Genomic DNA, 21,064 nt, shown 5'->3' on the forward strand with positions numbered 1-21,064 from the left:
GGGGCTCGATTTGATCGACCAGACGGAGCAATCAAATGACGCCATCTGGCCCCCCTACCCGCACGGCCTGGCGTTCACCGGCACCGGATCACCCTCCAGCCGGAATTCACCACGCCGAGGACCACAGGCCAACCGGCGCCGCACCGTCTTGTCTTTCTATCGATCACAACGGGGGTGAGCCCGCTCCCCGCCGAACAGCGAGCGGCGGCGAACCCCGTGCATGCGAAAACACGACAGGCGAAGTGAACACATGAGCAAAAAGACACTCGAAGCCCACACCATTCAATCCCCGACATCGCCATCGAGGAGGTGCCAGCAGGAAGGCCGAGGTGGCATCCACACATGAACAAGAAATGGGCGGCGGCCCTGGTCACGGGCGCCACCGACGGCATCGGCTGCGCCGTGGCGCACCGACTGGCGGGCCTGGTCGACACCCTCCTGATACACGGTCGGTACCCGGCCAGCCTGATGGAGTTGGCGGCCTCGCTCGCACCCGCCAACCCGGGGACGACGATCATCCCGCTCAAGGCCGACCTCGCCAGCCTCACCGAGGTCCGCTACATGATCAATCGGGTCTGTGGCAGCCTGGACCGCCTCGACATCCTCGTCAACAACGCGGCCACCGCCGGCATCTACCCGAGAACACTGTCCGCCGACGGGCACGAGATGGCGCTCCAGGTGAACTATCTCGCCCCGGTGATGCTCACCGCCGGACTGTTCCCCCTGCTCACCACCCCCGCGCACAGCCGGATCGTCAACGTGGTCTGCAGTCCGCAACGCAACGTCAAGCTGCGCTGGCACGACATGTCGATGGAACACCGCTACCACCCGGTGACGGCCTACGCCCAGTCCAAGCTGGCGCTCACGATGCACACCGCCGGCCTGGCCGACATCCTGGCCGACAGCTCGTGCAGCGCCGTGTCCGTCGATCCCGGAACCGCGGACACGAAGCTGCACCGCCGGGCCTTCGGCTGGCCGGCCGGGCCCGTCGCGGCGGCCGCGGACTGCGTGCTGTACGCCATCACGGCGTCGACGGGCGTCAAGGGTTCACACTTCGAACAACAGCTGCGCACCCAGCCTCCGACCGAGCACTCGAGTCCGCATGTGCAGCGGCACCTCGATCGGATCACGGCTAACATGCTGAACATCCACCTGCCTTGGGTCGACATGGTTTACAGCCCCTTGGCGAAAACACCCGCGAGCTGACCGGGCGAGCCCCTGGGCGGAAACCGCCACACCAGCGGGAGTCGACAGGACGGGTCGACTCCCGCCTGGACGGTGTCCTTGCCACCCGTCCCACCGGGGTGCGGCACGCCCCACCTTGTCGGATGACCCACCGGTTGGGAATAGCGTGCCGTGGCGCAAGGACGACAGATGCGATTTTTCGCCTCCGATGACCGCCCTGCCAGGCCACACGTACCCCGAGGATCAATGCATGCTCGAGATTGTTGGCCTCGATGCCACCGCCGAGGCGGTGTACGAAGCACTCGTCGACAACCCACCGCTGACGGTTGAAGAGGTGAGCGGCGCTACCACTCTGGACAGAACATGCGTCCATGACGCGTTGAACACGTTGGAGGCCAATGGGCTGATCATGCGCACCGAGGGGGGCTCGCAGGTGGTCACCGCGACTCCCCCCGACGTCGCGCTCGAGGTGCTGTTGCTGGAACAACAGGAGAGGATCAAGCGCACCCGGTTGTACATGGAGCAACTGGCCGCCCGATACCGCCGCGCGGCCGCTGGCCGCAACCCCGCCGATCTGATCGAGGTGATCTCCGGCCGGCACGCGGTCGCCCAACGCGTCGAGCAGATCCTGCGCAGCACGAGCACCGAGGTCCGCTTCATCGACAAGCAGCCCTACGTGATAGCCCCGGAGATGCTGGCTCCCGTCGAGGCGGAGATGCTGCGCCGCGGTGTTCCCTACCGCGGTCTCTACGATCCGGTCGGACTGTCCACTCGCGACATCCAGACCGAGATCGAACCCGCGATCGCCCAGGGGGAGCAGGCGAGGGTGCTGGCGGAGGCGCCCATCAAGTTGATCCTGGCCGATCGGCGGCTCGCGCTGCTGCCGCTGCGATCCGACCCGCACTCGATCGAGTCGGTTCTGGTCGTGCACCCGTCCGCGCTGCTGGAGGCGCTGGACGCGCTGTTCGAGACGCTCTGGCGCACCGCCCTGCCGCTCCCCCCGGTCGGCGGCCGGGGCGCCGAAGAGGAGCATGGGCTGCCGCAGGAGGACGCCCGCCTGGTCGCCCTGCTGACCGCCGGCCTGCCGGATCGGATCATCGCCCGCCAGCTGGGACTGTCCTACCGGACCTTCCAGCGCCGGATCGGCGGCCTGCTGGAGCGATTGGGGGTTCGCACCCGTTTCCAGGCCGGCCTGCAGGCGTCCTTCCGTGGCCTGGTCCCGCCGCCGGACGAGCACGCCGACCAGAAGCCGATGCCGCACGACTCGCCCGGGCAGTGACGAGGGCGGTGGTGGCGAGCATCGCTCATGATCGGCCGCGGGGCCGGGGGCCACCCAGATGGCCACCTGTGGCGGCCGGCACGCCGCTGCAAACTTGATCCACCACGGCCGGGATGCGGTCGCTTCTTCAGCAGAGCTCGTCCGGCCGGTCCCAGCACTGGAACGCTCAGCCGGACGCCGACATGAGTCAGGACGACGAGTTGACCCTGCGCGCTACGGACGCCGCACGAGGTGATGCGGCGTGACAAGGCGAGTGGTGATCACCGGCATGGGGGTGACCGCTCCCGGCGGCGTCGGAATTCCCGCGTTCTGGGAACTGCTGACCACCGGGCGGCCGATGACCCGGCCGATCACTCTGTTCGACGCCACCGGGTTCCGGTCACGCATCGCGGCGGAGTGCGACCTGCACCCGGCCGGGCACGGCATGAACACCCGGGACACCCGCTGGCTGGACCGCTACCTCCAGTTCGCCGCCACCGCCACCACCGAGGCGCTGCGCGGTTCGGGGCTCAACGCGGTCGAGGAGGACGAGTGGCGGGTCGGCGTGGTGATGGGCACCGCGCTGGGTTCGGCGGCCTTGCTGGAGCAGAACTACGTGGTGATGAGCGACGGTGGCGCGAAGTGGGAACTGGACCACCAGTACGGCTCTCCGCATCTGCACCTGGCGTGGACGCCCAGCATGCTCGGCGCGGAGATCGCCCGGCTCTGCGGCGCCCGCGGCCCGGTGCACACGGTGTCGAGCGGCTGCACGGCCGGGATCGACGCGGTCGGCTACGCCGCCCAGCTCATCCTGGACGGCGATGCCGACGTGGTGGTGACCGGCGGCGCCGAGGCGCCGATATCACCCGCGACCGTCGGGCGCTTCGACGCGATCGGGGTGACGTCGTCGCGCAACGACGATCCCGAGCACTCCTGCCGGCCGTTCGACCGGGACCGCGACGGCTTCGTCCTCGGCGAGGGCGCCGCGGTCCTGGTTCTCGAGGAGCTCCGGCACGCCGTCCGGCGAGGCGCGACCGTGCTGTGCGAGATCGCCGGCTACGCCACGCTGAGCAGCGCGCACCACATGACCGGGCTGACCACCGACGGCAGGGTGCTCGCGGTGGCCATCACCCAGGTGCTCAACCAGGCGCGCCTGGGCCCCACGGAGATCGACTACATCAGCGCGAACGGCACCGGAACCCGCCAGAACGACCGGCACGAGACCAACGCGGTCAAGCTGGCGCTCGGACAGTGGGCGTACTCGGTGCCCATGAGCTCGATCAAGTCGATGGTCGGGCACGCGCTCGGCGCCAGCGGGGCGATCGAGCTGGTCGCGGCCGCGCTGGCCATCGAACGCGGCGTGGTGCCACCGACGGCCAACCTGACGGTGGCGGACCCCGAGTGCGATCTGGACTACGTTCCCGACACCGCCCGCGAGCACCCCGTCGGCGTCGCGCTGTCGCTGGCCAGCGGGTTCGGCGGGTTCCAGTCCGTGATGGCCTTGCGCCGCCCCGATTCTGGCCGCGTGGAAAGGAGTCGGCCGTGACTGTCACGGCCGTGATCACCGGGGTCGGCCCGGTCGCGCCGGGCGGCGTCGGCGCCACGGAGTTCTGGCAGGCCACCGCCGCGGGCCGCAACCTGTTGGCGCGGATCACCCGGTTCGACCCCGAGGGCAACCCGGTCACCGTCGCCGGCGAGGTCGGCTTCGACGCCGACGAGCTGATCGAGCACCGCTACCTGGTGCAGACCGACCGGGCCACCCAGTTCGGTCTCGCCGCCGCCGACCTCGCCATGGCCGACGCGATGTTCTCGCCGCCCGCGCTCAATCCCTTCGCCGCCGGCGTGATCACCACCAGCTGTGTCGGCGGCGCCGAGTCCGGGCAGCGTGGGCTCGGCAACCTGTGGCGCTGCGGCCCGCACCACGTCAGCCCCTACCAGTCGATCGCGCCGTTCCACGCGGCGACGACCGGGCAGGTGTCGGTCCGCGACAGCATGAAGGGGCCGTGCGGGGTCCTCGTCACCGACGAGGCCGGCGGTCTCGACGCGCTGGCGCACGCCCGACGCGCCATCCGACGCGGCGCCCGGATCATGATCGCGGGCGCGGCGGAGGCGCCGCTGTGCCCCTACGCGCTGGCGCCGCAGTACTCCGCGCGAATGCTCAGCGAGTCGGCCGATCCCGCCACCGCCTATCTCCCGTTCTCCCACGGCGCAAGCGGATACGCGCCGGCCGAGGGAGCCGCGATGTTCGTGGTGGAGTCGGCGGCCGACGCCGCCGAGCGGGGCAGTCGGCCCAGGGCCGTGATCGCCGGGCACGGTGCGACCTTCAGCGCGGTCGCCGCCTTCGACCCGTCCGGCGAGGGGCTGGCGATGGCGTGCCGCAAGGCCCTCGCGGCGGCCGGCTGCCAGCCGGAGGACATCGACGTCGTCTTCGCCGACGCGACCGCCATCCCCACGGCCGACCGCGCCGAGGTCACCGTGATCAAGTCGCTGTTCGGCACGAAGGTCCCGGTGACCGCACCCAAGGCCGGGTTCGGTCGGGCGTACGCCAGCGCCTCCGCGCTGGACGCCGCGGCCGCCGTGCTCAGCCTCGATCACGGGATCATTCCGCCGATCCCGGCGCTCGCCGAGCCGATCGACGAACTCGACTTCGTCGTCGGCGCCCCGCGCCAGGCCGAGTTGCGCACCGCGCTCGTGCTCGCCCGTGGGTACGGCGGCATGAACTCCGCACTCGTCCTGCGCCGCCCGGATCGCTGACGCCGGCTGGCGACCACCGGTCGCGTCCACCCGCGGTGCCCGCAACCATCTGCTAAGGCGTTGAACCATGTCCTCCATCCCCGAGCTGACCTACCAGGAACTCGCGTCGGTCATCCTCAAACACGTCGGCATCACGGTGAACGTCCACCGGTTGAGCCACCGACTGACGACGTTCACGGACATCGGGGTGGACTCCCTCGGCATGCTCGCGGTCGTCCGCGAGCTGGAGCACCGCCGGCGGGTCGATCTGGGCGCGAAGGCGGCGCAGGACTGCCCGACCCCCCGCCAGCTCATGACACGTCTGCGCGAGGCCCAGAGCGGCGTGGTGTGACCGGTGACGTCGCATATCGAGAACGAGGTCCTCATCGGCGCGCCGGTGGACGTCACCTGGCGGCTCGCCAATGACATCCGGCACTGGCCCGACCTGTTCGGCGAGTACGCGTCGGTGCGCCTGCTGCACCGCGACGGCGCCGCGTCCCGGTTCCGGCTCACCGCACCGCCCGACGCCCGCGGCCGGGTGCTCAGGTGGATTCTCGAGCAATTGAGCGACCCCACGCGCCGGACGGTGCACGCCCGGAGAATCGGGCCGGGGCCGCTCGAGCAGCTGTCGATCCGGTGGTGCTGCACCGGGATCGGCGGTATGGCGACGCGCCTGCGCTGGATCCAGGACTTCACGACGCGGCCGGACACCCCGATCGACGACTCGGCGATGATGTCACGTCTCGACTTCGGTTCGAGCACGCGGCTGGATCTGCTGCGCCGCAGGATCGAGTCGGCAGCTCGCGCGGAACGGCTGGCCGGCGGCGGGTGAGGACGGCGTCGCCGGCGGGACCGCGGTGGTCTCCCGTGACGGGATCACATGGTGGAGCACCATAAATCGGCCAGTGAGGTCGCCAGCCCGATACGGGGACGCCAGCCCAACGACCGCTCCGCGATGGTGACATCCGCCTGTTGCCAGGGAATCTCCGCAGCCGGCCCGGGCGGGGCATCGCTTTCCCTTATCTCGCCCCGAAGTCCGACTATGCGCGTCATGGTGTCGGCGAGCGTGCGCAGTGGGACGCCGCGCCCGCTGCCCACGTTCACCACCGGCCATTCCAGCGAGGCCGCCGTGACCGCCGCCTCGACCGCGCCCGCGACATCGCGGACGTCGACGAAGTCGCGAACGACGTCCAGCGGTCCGAGCACGACATCGCCGTCCGTCCCGGCCGCCCGTCTGATCTCCGCCACGACGGGTCCCACGACGCTGTCCACCGACATCCCTGGTCCGATGGCGCTGAACACCCGGAGCACCGTCGCCTCGAGCCCCGCGGTCCGCGCCGTCATGACCAGTCTGGTGGCGGCGAGCTTGGTGACGCCGTAGGCCCCTTCCGGGCGGACCGGCGCGTCCTCGTTGATCGGTCTTCCCACGTCGGCCATGCCGTACTCGGCCGAGCAGCCCAGGTGCACCAGGCGAATCGGCAGGTCGCTGTCCAGCAACGCCTCCACGAGGGACGACGTGGCCGTGACGTTGCCGGTGACCATCGCCGCCGGATCACCGTTGGTGACGCCGGCGCAGTTGACCACGACGTCCGGCATCACCGCCTGGAGCATCGAGCCGATCGCGTCCGGACCGCACACGCCGAGGTCGAGCGAGATGTGCCAGGGGGAGGCGGCCAGCGGCGACCGGCCCAAGGTGATCACGGTGAGGTCCCGGTCGTGGGCGAGCCTCCGAAAGACATGGCGGCCGAGGAATCCGGCGGCGCCAAGGACCAGAACACGTCGCATGCCGTTCTGCACCTCTTTCACTAATCGGATCGGCACCACCGGACAAGCCGGCAAAGGGGCGATCCACAACCACCACCACGCACACGAGCACGGCCTCGATGTCATACCGCCTCCGCACGACATCGAGCCGGAACCGTTGACGGCGACCAGATCGGGTAACCGAAGACGATCAAGCTCACTACCGCTGGACGATTATGGCCACAACTCGTTATCCGTCCTACGAAGAACGGTATTCTTCACCCATCCGATAACCACGGCCAGCCGGTAGCGCCGAGCGACCCGACACCGTTCAACCGGTCGCGCAGCCACCGTCACCCGAGTGTCGCAAGTTGCACATCTCAACGTGACGACAGGTAGTCGCTCGCCAAACCTTGCCGAACAGCAAGCGATGAACCGGACACAACGGACAGGGCCAACCGGGTTTATCACTCTCTGTAGTCAAGTGAGCAGAGCTCGTGACCACTCATACGATCCGAGTCCGTTTCTCCCAGCTCAGCCCGGGAATGGAGCCGATCCATCGTGAGCACCGCCGTGCGCGAATTCACGCACACAAGATCCTCACGCCGGCTATCGGCGAACTTGTTTCGGGTGTCAAGCACCGCGACGCGATCGACGGACCGGACCGCGGCCATGTGGTGGGCCGGGACAAGAAGCGCACACTCGCGCGCGACCTTGCCCATGGCGTTTGCCGGCATCATTAGGTCGAATTCGTCCAGGTCGGCGGTTCGCGCCGCGGGCGCCGGGGCGCCCGCGTCGTCCGGCTCGCGCTCTGGCTGCGGTTCCCGCTCGTCATCGTCGCTGTGGTCGGCACGGTGCCGGTCCGATGGAACGAGCAGGTTCAGATGCAACACGATGTGGTCATTCCTTCGCTTCCGATGGTTCGATGGCATCCGCCACGCTGTCCAGATCCGCCTCGGCCAGATCGCGCAGCCACCGTTCGCAGCCCAACGTTCGAGACAGCGCGACGCGCTCCAGGTCCGACTCCGGCATCCGGTCGCACGCCGACCGCAGCCGGCCGCTGTCGACGAGCCCCAACCGCGCCAGCGCGGAGTCCTCGCACAGCGCGAGGAGGTCGGCGCGGAGCCGGTCGGGCGCGGCGGGTTCCGGGACCGCCAGCGCCGGTTCGAGCGGGCGGCGCACCGTTGCCTGCGGGACGACGCCTCGCACTGCCTCGACGAGCAGCGCCCGGTCGCGCCCGGGCCTCGTGCGCTCGTGCGGGCGGACGGCCAGGCACGCCTCCACCACTCGATCGTCGAGGAACGGAGCCGCGATCGCGACGCCGGCCGACGCGACCAGGCCGGCGAGGCCGCGCATGCGGTAGGCCACCTGACGGACCGCCCACAGCGCGTCGTGCCGGCCTCGGGTCCGGGCCAGTGGACGCACGTCCGCCGCCACATCCGCGATCAGCTCACGCACCGCGTCCGCGGCGTCAGCGGTCGCCCACGCGGGAAGCCGGAAGGGGGATCCCCAGCCGGTCGGCGCGGTGTCGCCCGCCGACAGGCCCGCCGTGAGCGCACGCCCCATGCCGACCAGCCAGCTGCCGTAGTCGCGTCGGTCGGTCCAGATCTGCGCCACCGACCTCCGCGACCAGCGCTGCGCCTCCCGATAGCCGCGGGCACGGGACAACGCGAGGAACGGTCGGGTCAGCGCGAGGTCGCAGAGGTAGGCCGAACCATCTTGCAGCACCTCGGAAGCGCCGCTGTCGGCCAGGTGCACCCGGCAGCCCGCCGCCGCCAGTCGGTGGGCCGTGGCAAGCACGTTCGCCCGGTTCTCGATACCGGTGAGCGGCTCGTCCCCCGCAGGTCCGGGCACCGCCACATCCGCGTACGGCGGCCACACCTCCCAGGGCGACACCGCCAACCGCCGAACATGCGGCAGTCCCCGCGCCGCGAGCTCCACGCCGGGCGAACGACCGTCGCCGGCGGCGATCAGGACGGTGAGCTGTCTGCCGTTGCCAGCGGCCAGGTAGCAGATCGCGACCGACTCGATGCCGCCGGCGAGATCGCAACTGAGCGCCGGCTCCGTGTAGGCACGGCCCCACACCGCGGTCTCGAGGGCCAGCCGCAGCGCGCTCGCCCCCGGTTTCAGTCCGAGGTTCGGTTCCGGTGGCTCCCACCATCGCACCACCCGGCCGGCGCCGGTGTCCGACACGGACAGATAGCTGTCCCCCGCGACCGCGAAAACTCCTTGCCACAGCGTGTCATCCGCCAACGGGTACGGCGCGTTCGGCACGAGCAACCGCGCGGCCAGACGGCTCCGGGCCACCACGGCGCCGGTCATCCGGGCCAGCACGTCGCCCCGGTCCGCCGCCACCGTGACGCCGTCGACCAGGGCGTGGAACACCCGACGCAGTCCGGAAACGCTGCCCTGGACCCGCGATCGGCCGTCCACCGACGCGATGAGGTGAAAACTCCCGGGCAGCGAGGCCGCGACCGCGTCGACGTCGGCGACGTCGCGGATCCGCGAGGCCCACTGCGCGAGCGCGGCGGCGCCGACCGGACAGTGCCCCACGACGGCCAGCCGCGTCGTGCCGACCTCGGCGAGCAGGAACTCGCCGTCCGACCACCGACCCACCAGCCACGGCCGTCCCGAGCAGTGGTCGATCCGCGTGGCCGAAGGTGGAATCCCGGCCGCGGCCGCGGTGGCGCGTTCGGTGTCGGGCAGCACGACGAACCACGCCGCGCCGGGCTGCGCCGCCGGCAGGCGCCGGTCCGGTCGCACGTCCCTGGTTGCGCACACCGCTTTCCCTACTTCGATCGAAAGGCGTCAACGACTTCGGGGTCCATCCGCATCGCCCTCACCGGCAGGCGCCGGGCATCCCCGACCGATGCCCGGCGCCTGCCGCCTCAGGCCATCTTTAAGGCTTGGGTGGGCCGATCGCCCAGACGCCCTCCGGTCGGCGACGCGAATCGGCCACGCCGCGCGAACGGGCCGGTCCCCCGCCACGCACGTCGATCCCGGGTGAGCGGCGGGCGAGGTCAGCCCGCCGTGGACGTCCGCAGCCACAGTTCGCACGCGACGGTCTGCTGCAGCGGCTCGTGCAACCGGTCCGGCGAGATCGGATACCGGCACGCCGCCCGCAGCTGGCCGGTGTCGACGAACCCGAGGTCGGCCAGGCGCGAGCCCTCGCACAGCACGAGCAGGTGGCCGCGGTTGGCCCGGATCCCGGCCTCCTCGTCGGCCGAACGGTCCACCTTGCCGTTCCTGGCCTGCAACCGCGCCGGGACGATGCCCCGCATCGCCTCCGTGATCAGCGGCTTGCGCCGGCCGGGGGCGGCCCGTTCGTGCGGCCGCACCGACTGGCACGCCTCGATCACACGGTCGTCGAGGAACGGAGCGGCCACGGCTGTCCCGGTGGGCGCGGCCAGTTGGCTGAGCGAACGGACGAGCCGGGCGCGGCCCCGGATCGCCGAGAGGTCGGCGTGTCGCCCGCGGGTGCTCGCCAGCGGAGCGGCCGAGCCCGCGATGGCGGCGAAGCTCTCCCGGATCAGCGCGCGGGCATCCGGCGTCACCCACGGCGGCAGCGTCGGCGGGATGTCCCACTCCAGATCGGTCAGGCGCAGTCGGGAGCCGCCGCCGGCCAGTTGGACGCCCGAGGAGCTCAGCCAGGACGAGTACGGCTGCGCGCGCAGCGCGGTGACCATGCTCGGCAGCAGGGGCCAGCGCGTCCGGGCCCGGAATCCACGGAACATGTCCACCGCGCGCAGCGGGTGGGTGCGCAGCATTGTGTGCAGGTGACTGGGCGCGCCATCGAGCACCTCGTCGCCACCGTGACCGGTCAGGTGCACCTGCGATCCGTGCGCGGCCATCCGCCGGTAACCGGTCAGCAGCTTCGCCCGGTCGATCACGCCGACGGAGGGCTCGTCCAACGTGTCGTCGGCGCCGGCGATGCCGTCGTAGGGAAGGGGAAGTTGGTCGCGCGGCAACACGTCGTGCACGACGCCCGGCAGTTCGACGATCGCCCGGTCGGCCCAGGACAGGTAGTCATCCGCCGGGTCGAGGGTGCACGCGGTGTAGGCGATGAGCTTGCTCTGTCCTCGTGCGGCCAAGAACGTCACCGCCATGGAGTCCAGCCCGCCGGACAGATCGCAGCTGGCCGTCTCCGTTCCCGGCAGCCTGCACCGCACGGCGTCCGACAGCGCCGCCGCCAGCCGCCGGCCGCCCTCGCGCAATGGCAGCACCGGGTCCGGCGGCTGCCACCACCGGATCGTGCTGGCGCGCCCGCTCGCCTCGACGAGCAGGAACCGGTCGGCGGGCAGCGCCGTCACGCCCTGCCACATCGGCACGTCGTCCAGTGGGTGCGGGCACATCGGATCGAGCAGCGACAACGCGACCGCGTGCTGGTTCAGCTCGGCGCCGATGAGCCAGCCGAGCACATCGGCGCGGTCGGCCGCGATCAGCTGGCCGTCCAGCTCCGTGTGGAACACCCGCCGAACACCCGATGCCGTGCCCTGGATCCGCTGCCGGCCGCCCAGGTCCGCGATCACGTGACAGCTGCCCGGCATGCTCGCCAGCGCGGTATCGAGCGCGGACACGTCGCCCGTCCGTTCCACCAGCCGGGCCAGGTGGTCCATCGAGACCGCGGTGTGCCCGATCAGCGCGACACGCGAGCGGCCCGCCACGTGGAGCATGATCTGGTCGTCCGGCCAGCTGCCCACCAGCCACGGTCTTCCCGACGGATAGGCCACCGAGCGGGTCGCGTGGTGCAGCAGTGCGAGAACAGCCTCGGCTCGCGTGGGCACGTCCGGCAGAACGACGAACCACGGTGTCCCGAGCGTCAGGTTGGGAAATCGCATTATCCCTCGGCAGCGTATAATTCTTGCGTTTGTGGTAGGGAGGCGCGACAGCGGCGGCGGCCGCGCGAACCGCGGAGAACGCAACCGCGGAAATCGAGCGGCAACCACCGCCGTGGTCCTCAGGCGCGCGCAGCCAACCGCACGCGGTTCACCCGTTCCGGCGGGTCGTCCACGCCTGCGCCCCCAGGTCGACGCGGCCTCCTGCCCCGCTCGCCGACGCGCCGGAACGGCGAGGTGGTGGCGACGAGTGGAGTTCGCGGCAGTATGAGCATGAACGGAATCAACTCCTCGTGAATCTCCGCGACCACGTGCAGAAAAAATCCATCGACATAATCTGCGCACCCTGACACCGCCGCGCCGGTATCTGTCAAGAGATCGCGGTCAACACCGTAACAACGACGTCACCATCACAGGAAGGGGCCATTCAACTGGCCCTGGGAACTGAGAACCCAAAATATGGAGAACCAGTCCGGCCGATTATCCGGCTCCGGACACGGAAATATTCACGCAGCCCACGCGCCGGCCCGAGGGCGCGTCACCAGATCACCGGCGAGGTGGCTCCCACCGGTCCCGGCGCCCCGCGCGGGCGATCTCGTGCCGGCCGGAGTCGTGTCGCTCGGCCGGCACGAGACCCCGCGACGGCCGGACGGCCGTCGCGGGGGACAGCCCGCGACCGCCACGCACCGGCGGACCGTCGGATCCGCCCCCGAGTTCGTCGATCACGAGCGCGACGACGAGCACCGACGCCACGGCGACGCAGATCCCGCCCAGCGTGTCCGTGGCGTAGTGCCAGTTCCGCCCCACGAGGGCGACGGAGACCGCCACGGACACGCCGAGCCCGAGCAGGATCAGCATCGCCTTGACCACTGTCGAGGTCAGCCACGCGCTGCCGAGAAACAGCACGAGGACGACCGTGACCACGGCGGCCGTGCCCGTGGTGTGGCCGCTGGGGAACGCCAGCTGCCCGTAACGGGTCCGCCCGACCGTCGGCTTGAGCAGAAATTCGGTCAGCAGCACCGCCGCGGTCGGGCCGACGACTGCGAACAGCACTGTCCGCCAACGGCCCAACGCGGCGCTCCCCAGTGCCAGGCCGACGACAAGGGCGGCGACGGGCAGCGGATCGCCGATCCTGATCACCTGTTCCATCAGACCGGCGTGGTGTCCGGCGAGCCGGTGCACCCAGTCGGCGACGAACCGGTCCACGCCGGCGGGCGAACTTCTTTGATGGAACGACGCACCGAGCCCACCCACGATGACGACGCACAACAGCACGAGCATCGTGGCGGGGTAACGCAGCCGTGCCGGAACCAACAACTCCATGTCGCGACGAATATTTTCAGCGAGCACAATTCACACTAGGCCGACAAGGACGTGACCGGGGCCACGTCACTCGGATGGACGTCGACCATACGGCTGGCGGCGGACCACCGACGTGGCCGCATACCGTCACTCGCGTTCGGGGCAGACTTGCTTCAGCTCACGAAGAAACATCGCCACCGATCCTTGAGGGAACGCCAGGATCGGCCCGCTCGGATTCTTGGAGTCGCGTACCAGGGTACGGTCCACACGTACCGCCAGCTCAACGCACGCGCCCTGCCCGACACTCCGACTGCTCTTGCGCCAGGCCAGGTCCGCAAGATCAAGGTTGTGCAACTACAGCTCCTCAGTGATTCGGTGGATAAGTTGGATCGTTCCCCGGGGATCGACCGCCTTGCGGCACAGATGGTCGAACACCCGCGAGTAGTCGGTGATCTCATCGAACTTCTCCAGGTAGAGACCGCCGACCTGGGTTTCGAGATAAATGACGTCCCGGTCGCTCGGCTCCGGAAACCGGAGCATGACAAAGGGACCAAACATGGCCGGATGCGCTCCGGCGGAAACCGGCAGCGCCCGCACCGTGACGTTCGGCAGCTCGGCGAGCTCGACGAGATGTCGCAGCTGCTCGCGCATCACCGCCCGCCCGCCCACTGGACGCCGCAGAGCGGCCTCGCTGTGCACTACGTGCAGCTCAAGCGGCCGCTCGTCGTGTAGCCGGCATTGCCGCTTCAGCCGAAGCTCCACTCGTCTGTCGATCTCGTCGACGGACGACGCGTCCACTGTGGCCAGTGTGACAGCAGTAGCGTAGTCGCGTGTTTGCAGCAGTCCGTTGACCACCTCGCCTTCGTATGTGCGGCATTCCGCCGCCTCGGCCTCCAACCCGACGTAGGTGGCCAACCAGTCGGGGATCACATCACTATAACTGTGCCACCACCCCTTCTTCCCGGAATCCCTCGCAAGCTGGATCAGGCGGGCGGCCTCGACCCCGGTGACGCCATACAAATCCAGCATGAGTCGCACGTCACCGACGCTGACCGCGCCCCGTCCCTTCTCAATGCGAGAAATCTTCGGATGCCGGCAGTCGAGGTACGCGGCGACATCCTCGAGCTTCATGCCTGAAATCTCTCGTAGTCTCTGCAACTCGGCCGCCAGGCGCCTGCGGCGGACTGTCGGACTGTAGTCAAGGGCCATCGACACTCCTTAGATTGCCGACACGACCCCCACGGTCTCCCGCTTATCAGGAGTATGGGGCTGCAGCGGGGCCAGTACACAAGCTGGATCGAACTCTTGGGGGTCCGCCGAAGGTGTTCTCTTGTGGAGGGGCCGTTCGGCGTAACGCCCGGAAAACCTCGATGGCCGATGTACAGCTCTGTACGTACACGGCAGGCTCTAGCCACACAAGACGTACAGCCCAGGAGATGACCGAACGTGAACCGTGTTCATTCACTGGGCAACATTTCAGGAGCCGACGGACGGCGGGACGGGATGCTCGAGGAAGCAACCGGACGACGCCGCGGATCACCGGTCACGCCCTCCGCGCCGTCCGCGCTGTCGGCTCCTGTCACTGGCACTGGGAGCACGTTGTCGCGCCCCCGCCCGGTGCCAGCCCCGCCGGGTGGCGGTGCGGCAGTTCTCCGCCGCGGCGCCCATCGCCACCCGGCCCTCTGCTGCGGTGGGGACGGGTTGTCCCCGTACCCGTCCTCACCGCACCCCACCGGCGCCGGCCCGATCCGGCCGGCGCCCGCGAGACGCCGTGCGGCGTAGGGCCCGCCTTGTGGCTGGCAGGCCGCCTACTCGCCGCACGGTTCACCGCGGTGGGGCCGGAACCCGTACGCCCCTCCCCATCCGGCCCCACCGCGCCTCCATCCATCCACCGCGATTCCGGTGGCAGAACGAATCAGGTGATCGATCATGCTCAACGTCGCCGTGCCCGCGGACCGCCCACTCGAACAGATGGCGGCACGGGCGCAGGCATACCAACAGCTCTACGAGTGGCCGGTGTGTGTGTCCCCGGACCGGGGCGAACTCGTGCTCTCCGTGCGCGCCGGTGTCGACGCCATCGCGGTCCGCGGCGAACTCGGCATCCAGACCCAGCGCCTGCTGTGCGCCCGCCTGCTCGCGGGACCCGTGCTGTTGCTGCCGAAGGACGATCCGGAGCAGCTCCCGGACTGGGTGTTCCTCACCGGTCCGGCGCAGAACCTGTCCCGGCAGACGGTGGCGGACATCGGCCGCGCCGATGTCCGGCTCTGGCCGCACGACGAGTTCGTCCCGCTGCCGCCGTCGCGGCTGCCCGGCGGCGAGGTCCGCTGGTCCACCAGTCCCGTCCTGGGGCGTCCACTGCCCCCGTGGATCAGCGTGATCGGGGCGATGCGCTGGTGCGCCGCCAATGGCGGCGCACCGTGACGTGCGCCTGTTGCGCTCACTGCATGTGCGCGGTCGAGCTGGTGCTCGCCGTGGTGGGCGTGTTGCCCGACATCGTGATGGCGGTGCGGGACTGGCCCGGGCGGTCGAACCGGTCGGCAGGCGCTCGCACCATGAGCCGCCCGCCGGGCGCACCCGCCGGACGGCTGGACCTGGCCCACCCCGAAGGCGTCGGTTCGGTGCACCGACGGCGCATGAAGCGCGTTCGCCATCACCCGTAGTCGTCCGCAGGCAAGCCGACTCAGCTCAAACCAACGTTGATCACCCAGTGGGGGCAGTACATGGATCAGTCCAGCCGAAGCCACGGCTCCGCCAACGGCTGGGCGCCAAGCACGGCGCTGTTGCCCCGTGGTCTCTGCCTTCCCGAGGTGCACCTCATCGGTGGCACCCGGGCCGAGGCCATCAAGCTCGCGCCGGTCGCCGAGGCGATCCGCGCCCGGGGCCGCATGGGCTGCCAGATGGTGGCCACCGGCGAGCAGGAGCTCGTGTTCGACCAGGCGCTGGAGGTGTTCGCGATGCGGCCGGACATCCGGCTGCCGGTCGAACCGCGCAGCGGTCGGCCCGAACTGCTCGGCTCGCTCATCCGGCTGCTGGACGAGCACTTCGCCCGTCGCCGGCCGGCGGCGGTCGTGGTCCAGGGCGACAGCACGACCGCGCTGGCCGGTGCGCTCGCGGCGTTCTGGCGCGGGATTCGCGTCGTCCATCTGGAAGCCGGCCTGCGCACCCATGACCTGCGCGCGCCGTTCCCGGAAGAGGCCAACCGGCGCCTGGTCGCCCGCGTCAGTTCGCTGCACCTGGCCCCGACCACCGGCGCCGCCGCCAACCTGCACGCGGAGGGGATCAGCGGTCCCGGCGTGCTGGTGGTCGGCAACACCGTCGTCGACGCGCTGACGCGGGTCGCCGGCCGGCCGGTCAGCTACCACGACCCCCGTCTCGCGGCCGTGGAATGGCGGGCACGCAGCGGTCAGACCCGGCTGGTGCTGGTGACCGTGCACCGCGTCGAGTCCCTGGGCGCGCCGCTGACGCGGATCATGAACGCGCTGCGCACGCTGCTGGAGCGCTATCAGGACGTGGAGATCGTGTTGCCGATCCACCCCAACGACGCCGCGCGCAAGCAACTCATGACCGGGTTGTTCGGTGTCGACCGAGTGCACTTCACCGCGCCGCTGCCCTATGACGAGTTCTGCCAGCTGCTCGCGACCGCCCGCCTGGTGCTGTCGGATTCCGGTGGCGTGCAAGAGGAAGCGCCCACGTTCGGGGTGCCGGTGCTGGTGCTGCGGGACCTGACCGAGCGGCTGGAAGCGCTGGAGTCCGGCGACTCCCGGCTGGTGGGCTCCGATCCGCAGGTGATCGTGGACCTGGCGGCGCGCATCCTCGACGAGCCCGCCGAGCGCGGCGCCGGCGCCCCCAACCCGTTCGGGGACGGCTACGCCGCGCCGCGGGTCGAGCACGGCATCGCCTGGCTGCTCGGACTGGAGCAGCTGCCGCCGTCCGCTCCCTCGACGGTGCGGTACACGCCCTCGGAGCGCGTCTGGGGACAGCCGGCGGCCAGGACCTGACGCCCGCGGCCATTTCCGAAGCGGGCTTCTCCGGTCGGCCGGGTTCTTGGCGATCGTTCGCACAGCGCCTAGTCTGGCGTCCCGCACGCTGGCCGTGGACGCTATTCCCATGATCGCTCGATCAGTCTAGGGATCACGAGCAACCGGGCTAGCTACTCCCATCACACCGCCGGCAGGCGAAAAACGGCATCCCGCACGCTACCCTGGCACAGCGTTCGCCGAGGCCGTTTGTCCGCGAATGACGAATGCTCAGGACGGCGCATCCTCGTGCGGAATACAGAACTTCGCACTTGCCGCGTGTCGACGGCACATGGCAGAAGTCACGAGCACGATCCCCGGCCTCGCACCGCGAGCACATCATCGGATCATCGCGACAGGAGACCGGAAGTGGAGGATCGGCCAATACCTGAGTTGATTTCCGACCTGATCAAGCGCGCCAGGACGGAGCGCGGCCTGAGTCAGACCGGCCTCGCCATGTCCCTGGCCGACGTGTCGGGCCAGGACACTGTGACCCGCTCCGAGGTGTCGAGGTGGGAGCGCGGCAAGCGCATCCCCACCCGGCACTGGCTGCGCTGGCTCACCGTGGTCCTCGAGGTTCCGCTGGAGCGTCTCGAATGCTCGGCGACGTTCTCGAGGAGATTTCGGACGGTGAAATCGGTTGCGGACGTGCTTCCCATGGTCGGCGGAAGCGCCGAACCGGGCGCAATACCGCGCCAGACCTCGAACGATGTCACGATAAACCTCGAACATGACCGAGACACATTCCACACGCCGGGGGCCAAATAGTTGGCCTCTTACCGAGGCGCACCACCACCGGCAAGCTTTGCGGCAGGGTCCGCCGGCTTCCAGACGCATCGAAGCCATAGCGCACAGAAAGCAGCCGCAGACCCAGTAACAGCAGATCCTCCGGGAGGGGAATTCGCGATGTTCACCGCGACCCACCAAATTGGGCAACCCTCCTGACAAAACTAAGCGCTTCACCACTATTTGCTTGAAGGAGACAAAACAACATGAGGCGTTCTCTCTCGGCCCTCGTCGCAGCGGGTATCGCTGCGCTCTCGCTGGTCACCGGCGCCGCCACCGCGTCCGCGGCGCCGCAGACGGTGCCGAGCGCGCAGAAGTCCTTCACCTTCGTGATCGACCAGCTCGCCACCCGCGGCCCCAACGGCCCGGCCGACCAGTACATCCAGGTCAAGAACCTCAGCCAGGTCCCGCAGGACCTGAGCGGCTTCAAGATCGCGGTCGCGCCGAGCCCGTCCCAGATCTTCGAGGTGGCCACGATCCCGCAGGGCACCATCCTGCAGCCGGGCCGGGTGTACGTCATCGCCAACCCGCAGGGCTACAGCGGCCCCGTGGTCGACCAGTTCTTCACCAGCACCGTCCCGCTCACCGACCGGGTCGGCGTCGCGCTGCTGTCCCCGTCCAACGTCACGATCGACTCGGTGGCCACCATCGCGTCGTCGCCGTTCGTGATGGGTGCGCCGGCCTCCCCGCTGACCAACGACCAGCCGCTGGCGCTCGTGCGGTTCACCAACACCAACAACAACGCGGTCGACTTCCACATCGCGCCGCGGACCCCGGGCCTGCCCAGCCCGGTGTCGCTCTTCTCCTCGACCGGAATCTGACAACCTTCTCCACCGCGGCGCGGTGACCCGGCCGGGCCCACCGGTCGAGCCGACACGCCGTCATGACAATGGGCCTACCGAGACTGATGTCTCGGTAGGCCCTTGTCGTTTCGCCAGTGTGTTACTACGGCCGGCCGCTCTCGCTCAGGCCGTACCTGCGGTGCAGTGCGCGCAGCGGCGGGGGCGCCCACCAGGTCCATTTGCCCGTCAGCCCGATGAACGCCGGCACCAGGACCGGCCGCACGAGGTACGCGTCCAGCAGGACGGCCAAGCCGGCGCCCAGTCCCATGAACTGGATGAACGACACCCTCGAGATCACCAGGCCGAGGAACGACACGCACAACACCGCCGCGGCCGCGCTGATCACCCGCGCGCTGTGCGACACCCCCTGGATCACGGCGGGCCCCAGCGCCATCCCGGCGTTGTGCTGCTCGGTGATCCTGGCCAGCACGAACACCTCGTAGTCCATCGAGAGTCCGAAGGTGATGCAGAAGACCAGGATCGGGAACACCACGGACTGCGTGGTCGGGGTGAACCCGAGCAGCGTCTGCAGGTGGCCGTCCTGGAACACCCACACCATCGCGCCGAACATGGAGACGAGTGTCAGCAGGTTCAGCACCAGCGCCTGCAAGGGCAGCACGACGCTGCCGGTGAGCAGGAAGAGCAGGAACAGCGAGGACAGCGCGATCAGCGCGAACGCGAGGGGCGCTCGGTCGGCGATCGCCGCCGTGACGTCGACGAGCTGTGCGGACTGCCCGGTCACCAGCACCGCGCGTCCGGCGGGCACCGGCAGTGCTCGGACCGCGCGGACGAGGTCGGCGCCTCGGGCCGAGTACGGCTCGGCGTCGGTGAGCACCGACAACCACGTCGTGCCCGCGTACTGGAACCGCGTGCCGCCCGCGCCCATCGGCGCGATCTGCGCGCCGTGGGCGAAAGAACCGGCGGCGCTGTCCACCCGACGTACCCCCGCCACCCCGGACACCCGCTGCGCGTAGTCGGCCAGCTCGTAGGTCGCCTCCCGGCTCGACCCCCACTGCTGCGCCACGACCGACAGCGAACCGTCGCTGGTCGCCGGGAACTGCTCGCGCAACTGGTCGGCGACCTGCCTGCTCTCCGCCTGCGCCGGCAGCACCCGCTCGTCGGCGAGACCGAACTGGACGTGCAGCAGCGGCGCGCCGAGCACCAGCAGGAACATGATCACCGGCATGGCGGTCGAGATGGGATAGCGCAGCACGACCCCGGCCAGGCGGCCCCACCGGCCCACCGCGTGACCGCTGCGGATTCGACGCCAGGGCAGCGGCCACATGTCGATGCGGTCGCCGAGCAGCACCAGCAGCGCCGGCACGACGACAGTGGCGCCGAGCACCGTCACGCCGACCACGGCGACGCCGGCGTAGGCGAACGAGCGCAACAGGTACTGGTCGAACACCAGCAGACAGGACAGCGCGACGGCCACCGTCGCGGCGCTGAACAGGATCGTCCGGCCGGCGGTGCGCATGGTCGCGGTGAGCGCGGCCGCGATGTCGGGCCGCCGGCGGCGTTCGTCACGGTAGCGCGAGACGAACAGCAGGCTGTAGTCGACCGCGAGGCCGAGCCCGAGCGCGGTGGCCAGGTTGACGGAGAACACCGAGACGTCGGTGAACAAGCTCAACACGCGCAACGCGGCCAGTGTGCCGACGATGGCGAAGACGCCGATCAGCAGCGGAACACCGGCCGCGACGACGGTGCCGAACACGAGCAGCAGCAAGCCGAGCGTCAGCGGGATCACCACGGTCTCCGACGTGGTGAGATCGGCCTTGGCCTGCGCGTCCATGTCGTTGTTCGCCTGCAGCAGGCCACCGAAGCGCACCCGGATGCCGCCGGTGGCGCCCAGGGTGTCGTGCAGTTGTTCGATCCGCTTGGCCATCTGGTCGTCGTTCCCGATCACCCGCAGCAGGATCAACCCGGCTCGGCCGTCCTCGCCGCGCAGCTCGGCCACCGGTGTGTCCCAGTAGGAACCGACGAGCACCACCCCGGCGGCCAGCGCGAACCGCCGGGTCAGCGACTGGCCGGCCGCCGACACGTCGGGATCGTCGACGCGGCCGCCGGGCTTGTCCACCAGCACGACCAGGTTCGGGTTGCTGTTGGGGAACTTCTCGGCCAGCAGCTCCCGGCCGCGGATCGACTCGGACTGCTCGACGTCGTAGCCGCCCACCTTGAGGTGTTCGACGGCGCTCACGCCGAGCACACCGGCGATCACGGTAAACAGGACCGCAGCGGCGATGACCGCCCTCGGTTGGTGGAGAATCAGGCGCAGCAGCCTGTTCCCGCCCACGGACGTCGTCGCGGGCCGGGGGATGGTCTTGTTCGTGCGGTTGATCACATCATTCACCTGTCGTGTGGAAG

Annotated in this window: 19 protein-coding genes; 11 read left to right on the forward strand and 8 right to left on the reverse strand. The window is 69.8% G+C overall.

Features of this window, described 5'->3' with window-relative positions:
• Positions 1-342: 342 nt before the first annotated feature.
• The 6 genes from JJ691_RS32370 to JJ691_RS32395 all read left to right on the forward strand — a co-directional run bounded on the left by JJ691_RS32370 (position 343) and on the right by JJ691_RS32395 (position 6,008).
• Entirely contained in the window at positions 343-1,206 is an 864-nt protein-coding gene (locus JJ691_RS32370) for an SDR family NAD(P)-dependent oxidoreductase (RefSeq protein WP_211763378.1), read from the forward strand.
• 229 nt (positions 1,207-1,435) lie between these two features.
• Complete coding sequence (locus tag JJ691_RS32375) at positions 1,436-2,464, forward strand: helix-turn-helix domain-containing protein (protein ID WP_211763379.1); 1,029 nt, start codon at positions 1,436-1,438, stop codon at positions 2,462-2,464.
• Positions 2,465-2,705: 241 nt separating this feature from the next.
• On the forward strand, positions 2,706-3,989 hold the full coding sequence (locus JJ691_RS32380) for a beta-ketoacyl-[acyl-carrier-protein] synthase family protein (protein WP_211763380.1): 1,284 nt from the start codon (positions 2,706-2,708) through the stop codon (positions 3,987-3,989).
• On the forward strand, positions 3,986-5,197 hold the full coding sequence (locus tag JJ691_RS32385; protein ID WP_211763381.1) for a beta-ketoacyl synthase N-terminal-like domain-containing protein: 1,212 nt from the start codon (positions 3,986-3,988) through the stop codon (positions 5,195-5,197). Before JJ691_RS32380 ends, JJ691_RS32385 begins: the two co-directional genes overlap by 4 nt.
• Positions 5,198-5,264: 67 nt before the next feature.
• Positions 5,265-5,528 (forward strand): acyl carrier protein, encoded by a 264-nt coding sequence (locus tag JJ691_RS32390; protein ID WP_211763382.1) that lies wholly within the window; start codon positions 5,265-5,267, stop codon positions 5,526-5,528.
• 3 nt (positions 5,529-5,531) lie between these two features.
• Entirely contained in the window at positions 5,532-6,008 is a 477-nt protein-coding gene (locus JJ691_RS32395; protein WP_211763383.1) for an SRPBCC family protein, read from the forward strand.
• Positions 6,009-6,052: 44 nt separating this feature from the next.
• Here the strand turns inward: JJ691_RS32395 and JJ691_RS32400 are convergent, their stop codons facing one another.
• The 7 genes from JJ691_RS32400 to JJ691_RS32430 all read right to left on the reverse strand — a co-directional run bounded on the left by JJ691_RS32400 (position 6,053) and on the right by JJ691_RS32430 (position 14,265).
• Positions 6,053-6,961: an NAD-dependent epimerase/dehydratase family protein gene (locus JJ691_RS32400; protein WP_211763384.1), complete on the reverse strand. Its 909-nt coding sequence runs from the start codon at positions 6,959-6,961 to the stop codon at positions 6,053-6,055.
• A 425-nt stretch (positions 6,962-7,386) separates the two neighbouring features.
• Positions 7,387-7,812 carry a hypothetical protein gene (locus JJ691_RS32405; RefSeq protein WP_211763385.1) on the reverse strand — a complete coding sequence of 142 codons (426 nt, stop codon included), beginning with the start codon at positions 7,810-7,812 and terminating at the stop codon, positions 7,387-7,389.
• Between the two features lie 7 nt (positions 7,813-7,819).
• Positions 7,820-9,700 (reverse strand): asparagine synthase-related protein, encoded by a 1,881-nt coding sequence (locus JJ691_RS32410; RefSeq protein ID WP_211763386.1) that lies wholly within the window; start codon positions 9,698-9,700, stop codon positions 7,820-7,822.
• A gap of 239 nt (positions 9,701-9,939) precedes the next feature.
• Positions 9,940-11,757 (reverse strand): asparagine synthase-related protein, encoded by a 1,818-nt coding sequence (locus tag JJ691_RS32415; RefSeq protein WP_211763387.1) that lies wholly within the window; start codon positions 11,755-11,757, stop codon positions 9,940-9,942.
• Between the two features lie 543 nt (positions 11,758-12,300).
• The gene (locus JJ691_RS32420) at positions 12,301-13,077 is read right to left on the reverse strand and encodes a phosphatase PAP2 family protein (protein WP_211763388.1); all 777 of its coding nucleotides are present in this window, start codon (positions 13,075-13,077) and stop codon (positions 12,301-12,303) included.
• Positions 13,078-13,203: 126 nt separating this feature from the next.
• On the reverse strand, positions 13,204-13,410 hold the full coding sequence (locus tag JJ691_RS32425) for a DUF397 domain-containing protein (protein WP_306291323.1): 207 nt from the start codon (positions 13,408-13,410) through the stop codon (positions 13,204-13,206).
• A complete protein-coding gene (locus JJ691_RS32430; RefSeq protein WP_211763389.1) occupies positions 13,411-14,265 on the reverse strand; it encodes a helix-turn-helix domain-containing protein in 855 nt (284 codons plus the stop codon).
• Between the two features lie 720 nt (positions 14,266-14,985).
• On the opposite strand from JJ691_RS32430, the gene JJ691_RS32435 reads away from it, so the two are divergent.
• From JJ691_RS32435 to JJ691_RS32455, 5 genes are all read left to right on the forward strand, one after another.
• Positions 14,986-15,477 carry a hypothetical protein gene (locus JJ691_RS32435; protein ID WP_211763390.1) on the forward strand — a complete coding sequence of 164 codons (492 nt, stop codon included), beginning with the start codon at positions 14,986-14,988 and terminating at the stop codon, positions 15,475-15,477.
• Positions 15,478-15,500: 23 nt separating this feature from the next.
• The gene (locus JJ691_RS32440) at positions 15,501-15,716 is read left to right on the forward strand and encodes a hypothetical protein (protein ID WP_211763391.1); all 216 of its coding nucleotides are present in this window, start codon (positions 15,501-15,503) and stop codon (positions 15,714-15,716) included.
• 60 nt (positions 15,717-15,776) lie between these two features.
• The gene (gene wecB, locus JJ691_RS32445; RefSeq protein ID WP_211763392.1) at positions 15,777-17,054 is read left to right on the forward strand and encodes a non-hydrolyzing UDP-N-acetylglucosamine 2-epimerase; all 1,278 of its coding nucleotides are present in this window, start codon (positions 15,777-15,779) and stop codon (positions 17,052-17,054) included.
• Between the two features lie 387 nt (positions 17,055-17,441).
• Positions 17,442-17,840, forward strand: coding sequence for a helix-turn-helix transcriptional regulator (locus JJ691_RS32450; RefSeq protein WP_211763393.1), 399 nt, complete (start codon positions 17,442-17,444; stop codon positions 17,838-17,840).
• A 224-nt stretch (positions 17,841-18,064) separates the two neighbouring features.
• On the forward strand, positions 18,065-18,679 hold the full coding sequence (locus JJ691_RS32455; protein WP_211763394.1) for a lamin tail domain-containing protein: 615 nt from the start codon (positions 18,065-18,067) through the stop codon (positions 18,677-18,679).
• Between the two features lie 124 nt (positions 18,680-18,803).
• Here JJ691_RS32455 and JJ691_RS32460 read toward each other — a convergent pair whose 3' ends face one another.
• A complete protein-coding gene (locus JJ691_RS32460; protein ID WP_211763395.1) occupies positions 18,804-21,041 on the reverse strand; it encodes an MMPL family transporter in 2,238 nt (745 codons plus the stop codon).
• Between the last annotated feature and the right edge of the window lie 23 nt (positions 21,042-21,064).

This window comes from Kutzneria sp. CA-103260 (assembly GCF_018263855.1).
In the GTDB taxonomy this organism is placed as follows: Bacteria; Actinomycetota; Actinomycetes; order Mycobacteriales; family Pseudonocardiaceae; genus Kutzneria.

Excerpts from the sequence above, each read along its gene's own strand:
- JJ691_RS32370 (WP_211763378.1), top strand. The coding sequence starts at position 343 with ATGAACAAGAAATGGGCGGCGGCCCTGGTCACGGGCGCCACCGACGGC.
- JJ691_RS32375 (WP_211763379.1), top strand. The coding sequence starts at position 1,436 with ATGCTCGAGATTGTTGGCCTCGATGCCACCGCCGAGGCGGTGTACGAA.
- JJ691_RS32390 (WP_211763382.1), top strand. The coding sequence starts at position 5,265 with ATGTCCTCCATCCCCGAGCTGACCTACCAGGAACTCGCGTCGGTCATC.
- JJ691_RS32400 (WP_211763384.1), bottom strand. The coding sequence starts at position 6,961 with ATGCGACGTGTTCTGGTCCTTGGCGCCGCCGGATTCCTCGGCCGCCAT.
- JJ691_RS32415 (WP_211763387.1), bottom strand. The coding sequence starts at position 11,757 with ATGCGATTTCCCAACCTGACGCTCGGGACACCGTGGTTCGTCGTTCTG.
- JJ691_RS32420 (WP_211763388.1), bottom strand. The coding sequence starts at position 13,077 with ATGGAGTTGTTGGTTCCGGCACGGCTGCGTTACCCCGCCACGATGCTC.
- JJ691_RS32430 (WP_211763389.1), bottom strand. The coding sequence starts at position 14,265 with ATGGCCCTTGACTACAGTCCGACAGTCCGCCGCAGGCGCCTGGCGGCC.
- JJ691_RS32435 (WP_211763390.1), top strand. The coding sequence starts at position 14,986 with ATGCTCAACGTCGCCGTGCCCGCGGACCGCCCACTCGAACAGATGGCG.
- JJ691_RS32440 (WP_211763391.1), top strand. The coding sequence starts at position 15,501 with ATGTGCGCGGTCGAGCTGGTGCTCGCCGTGGTGGGCGTGTTGCCCGAC.
- wecB (WP_211763392.1), top strand. The coding sequence starts at position 15,777 with ATGGATCAGTCCAGCCGAAGCCACGGCTCCGCCAACGGCTGGGCGCCA.
- JJ691_RS32455 (WP_211763394.1), top strand. The coding sequence starts at position 18,065 with ATGAGGCGTTCTCTCTCGGCCCTCGTCGCAGCGGGTATCGCTGCGCTC.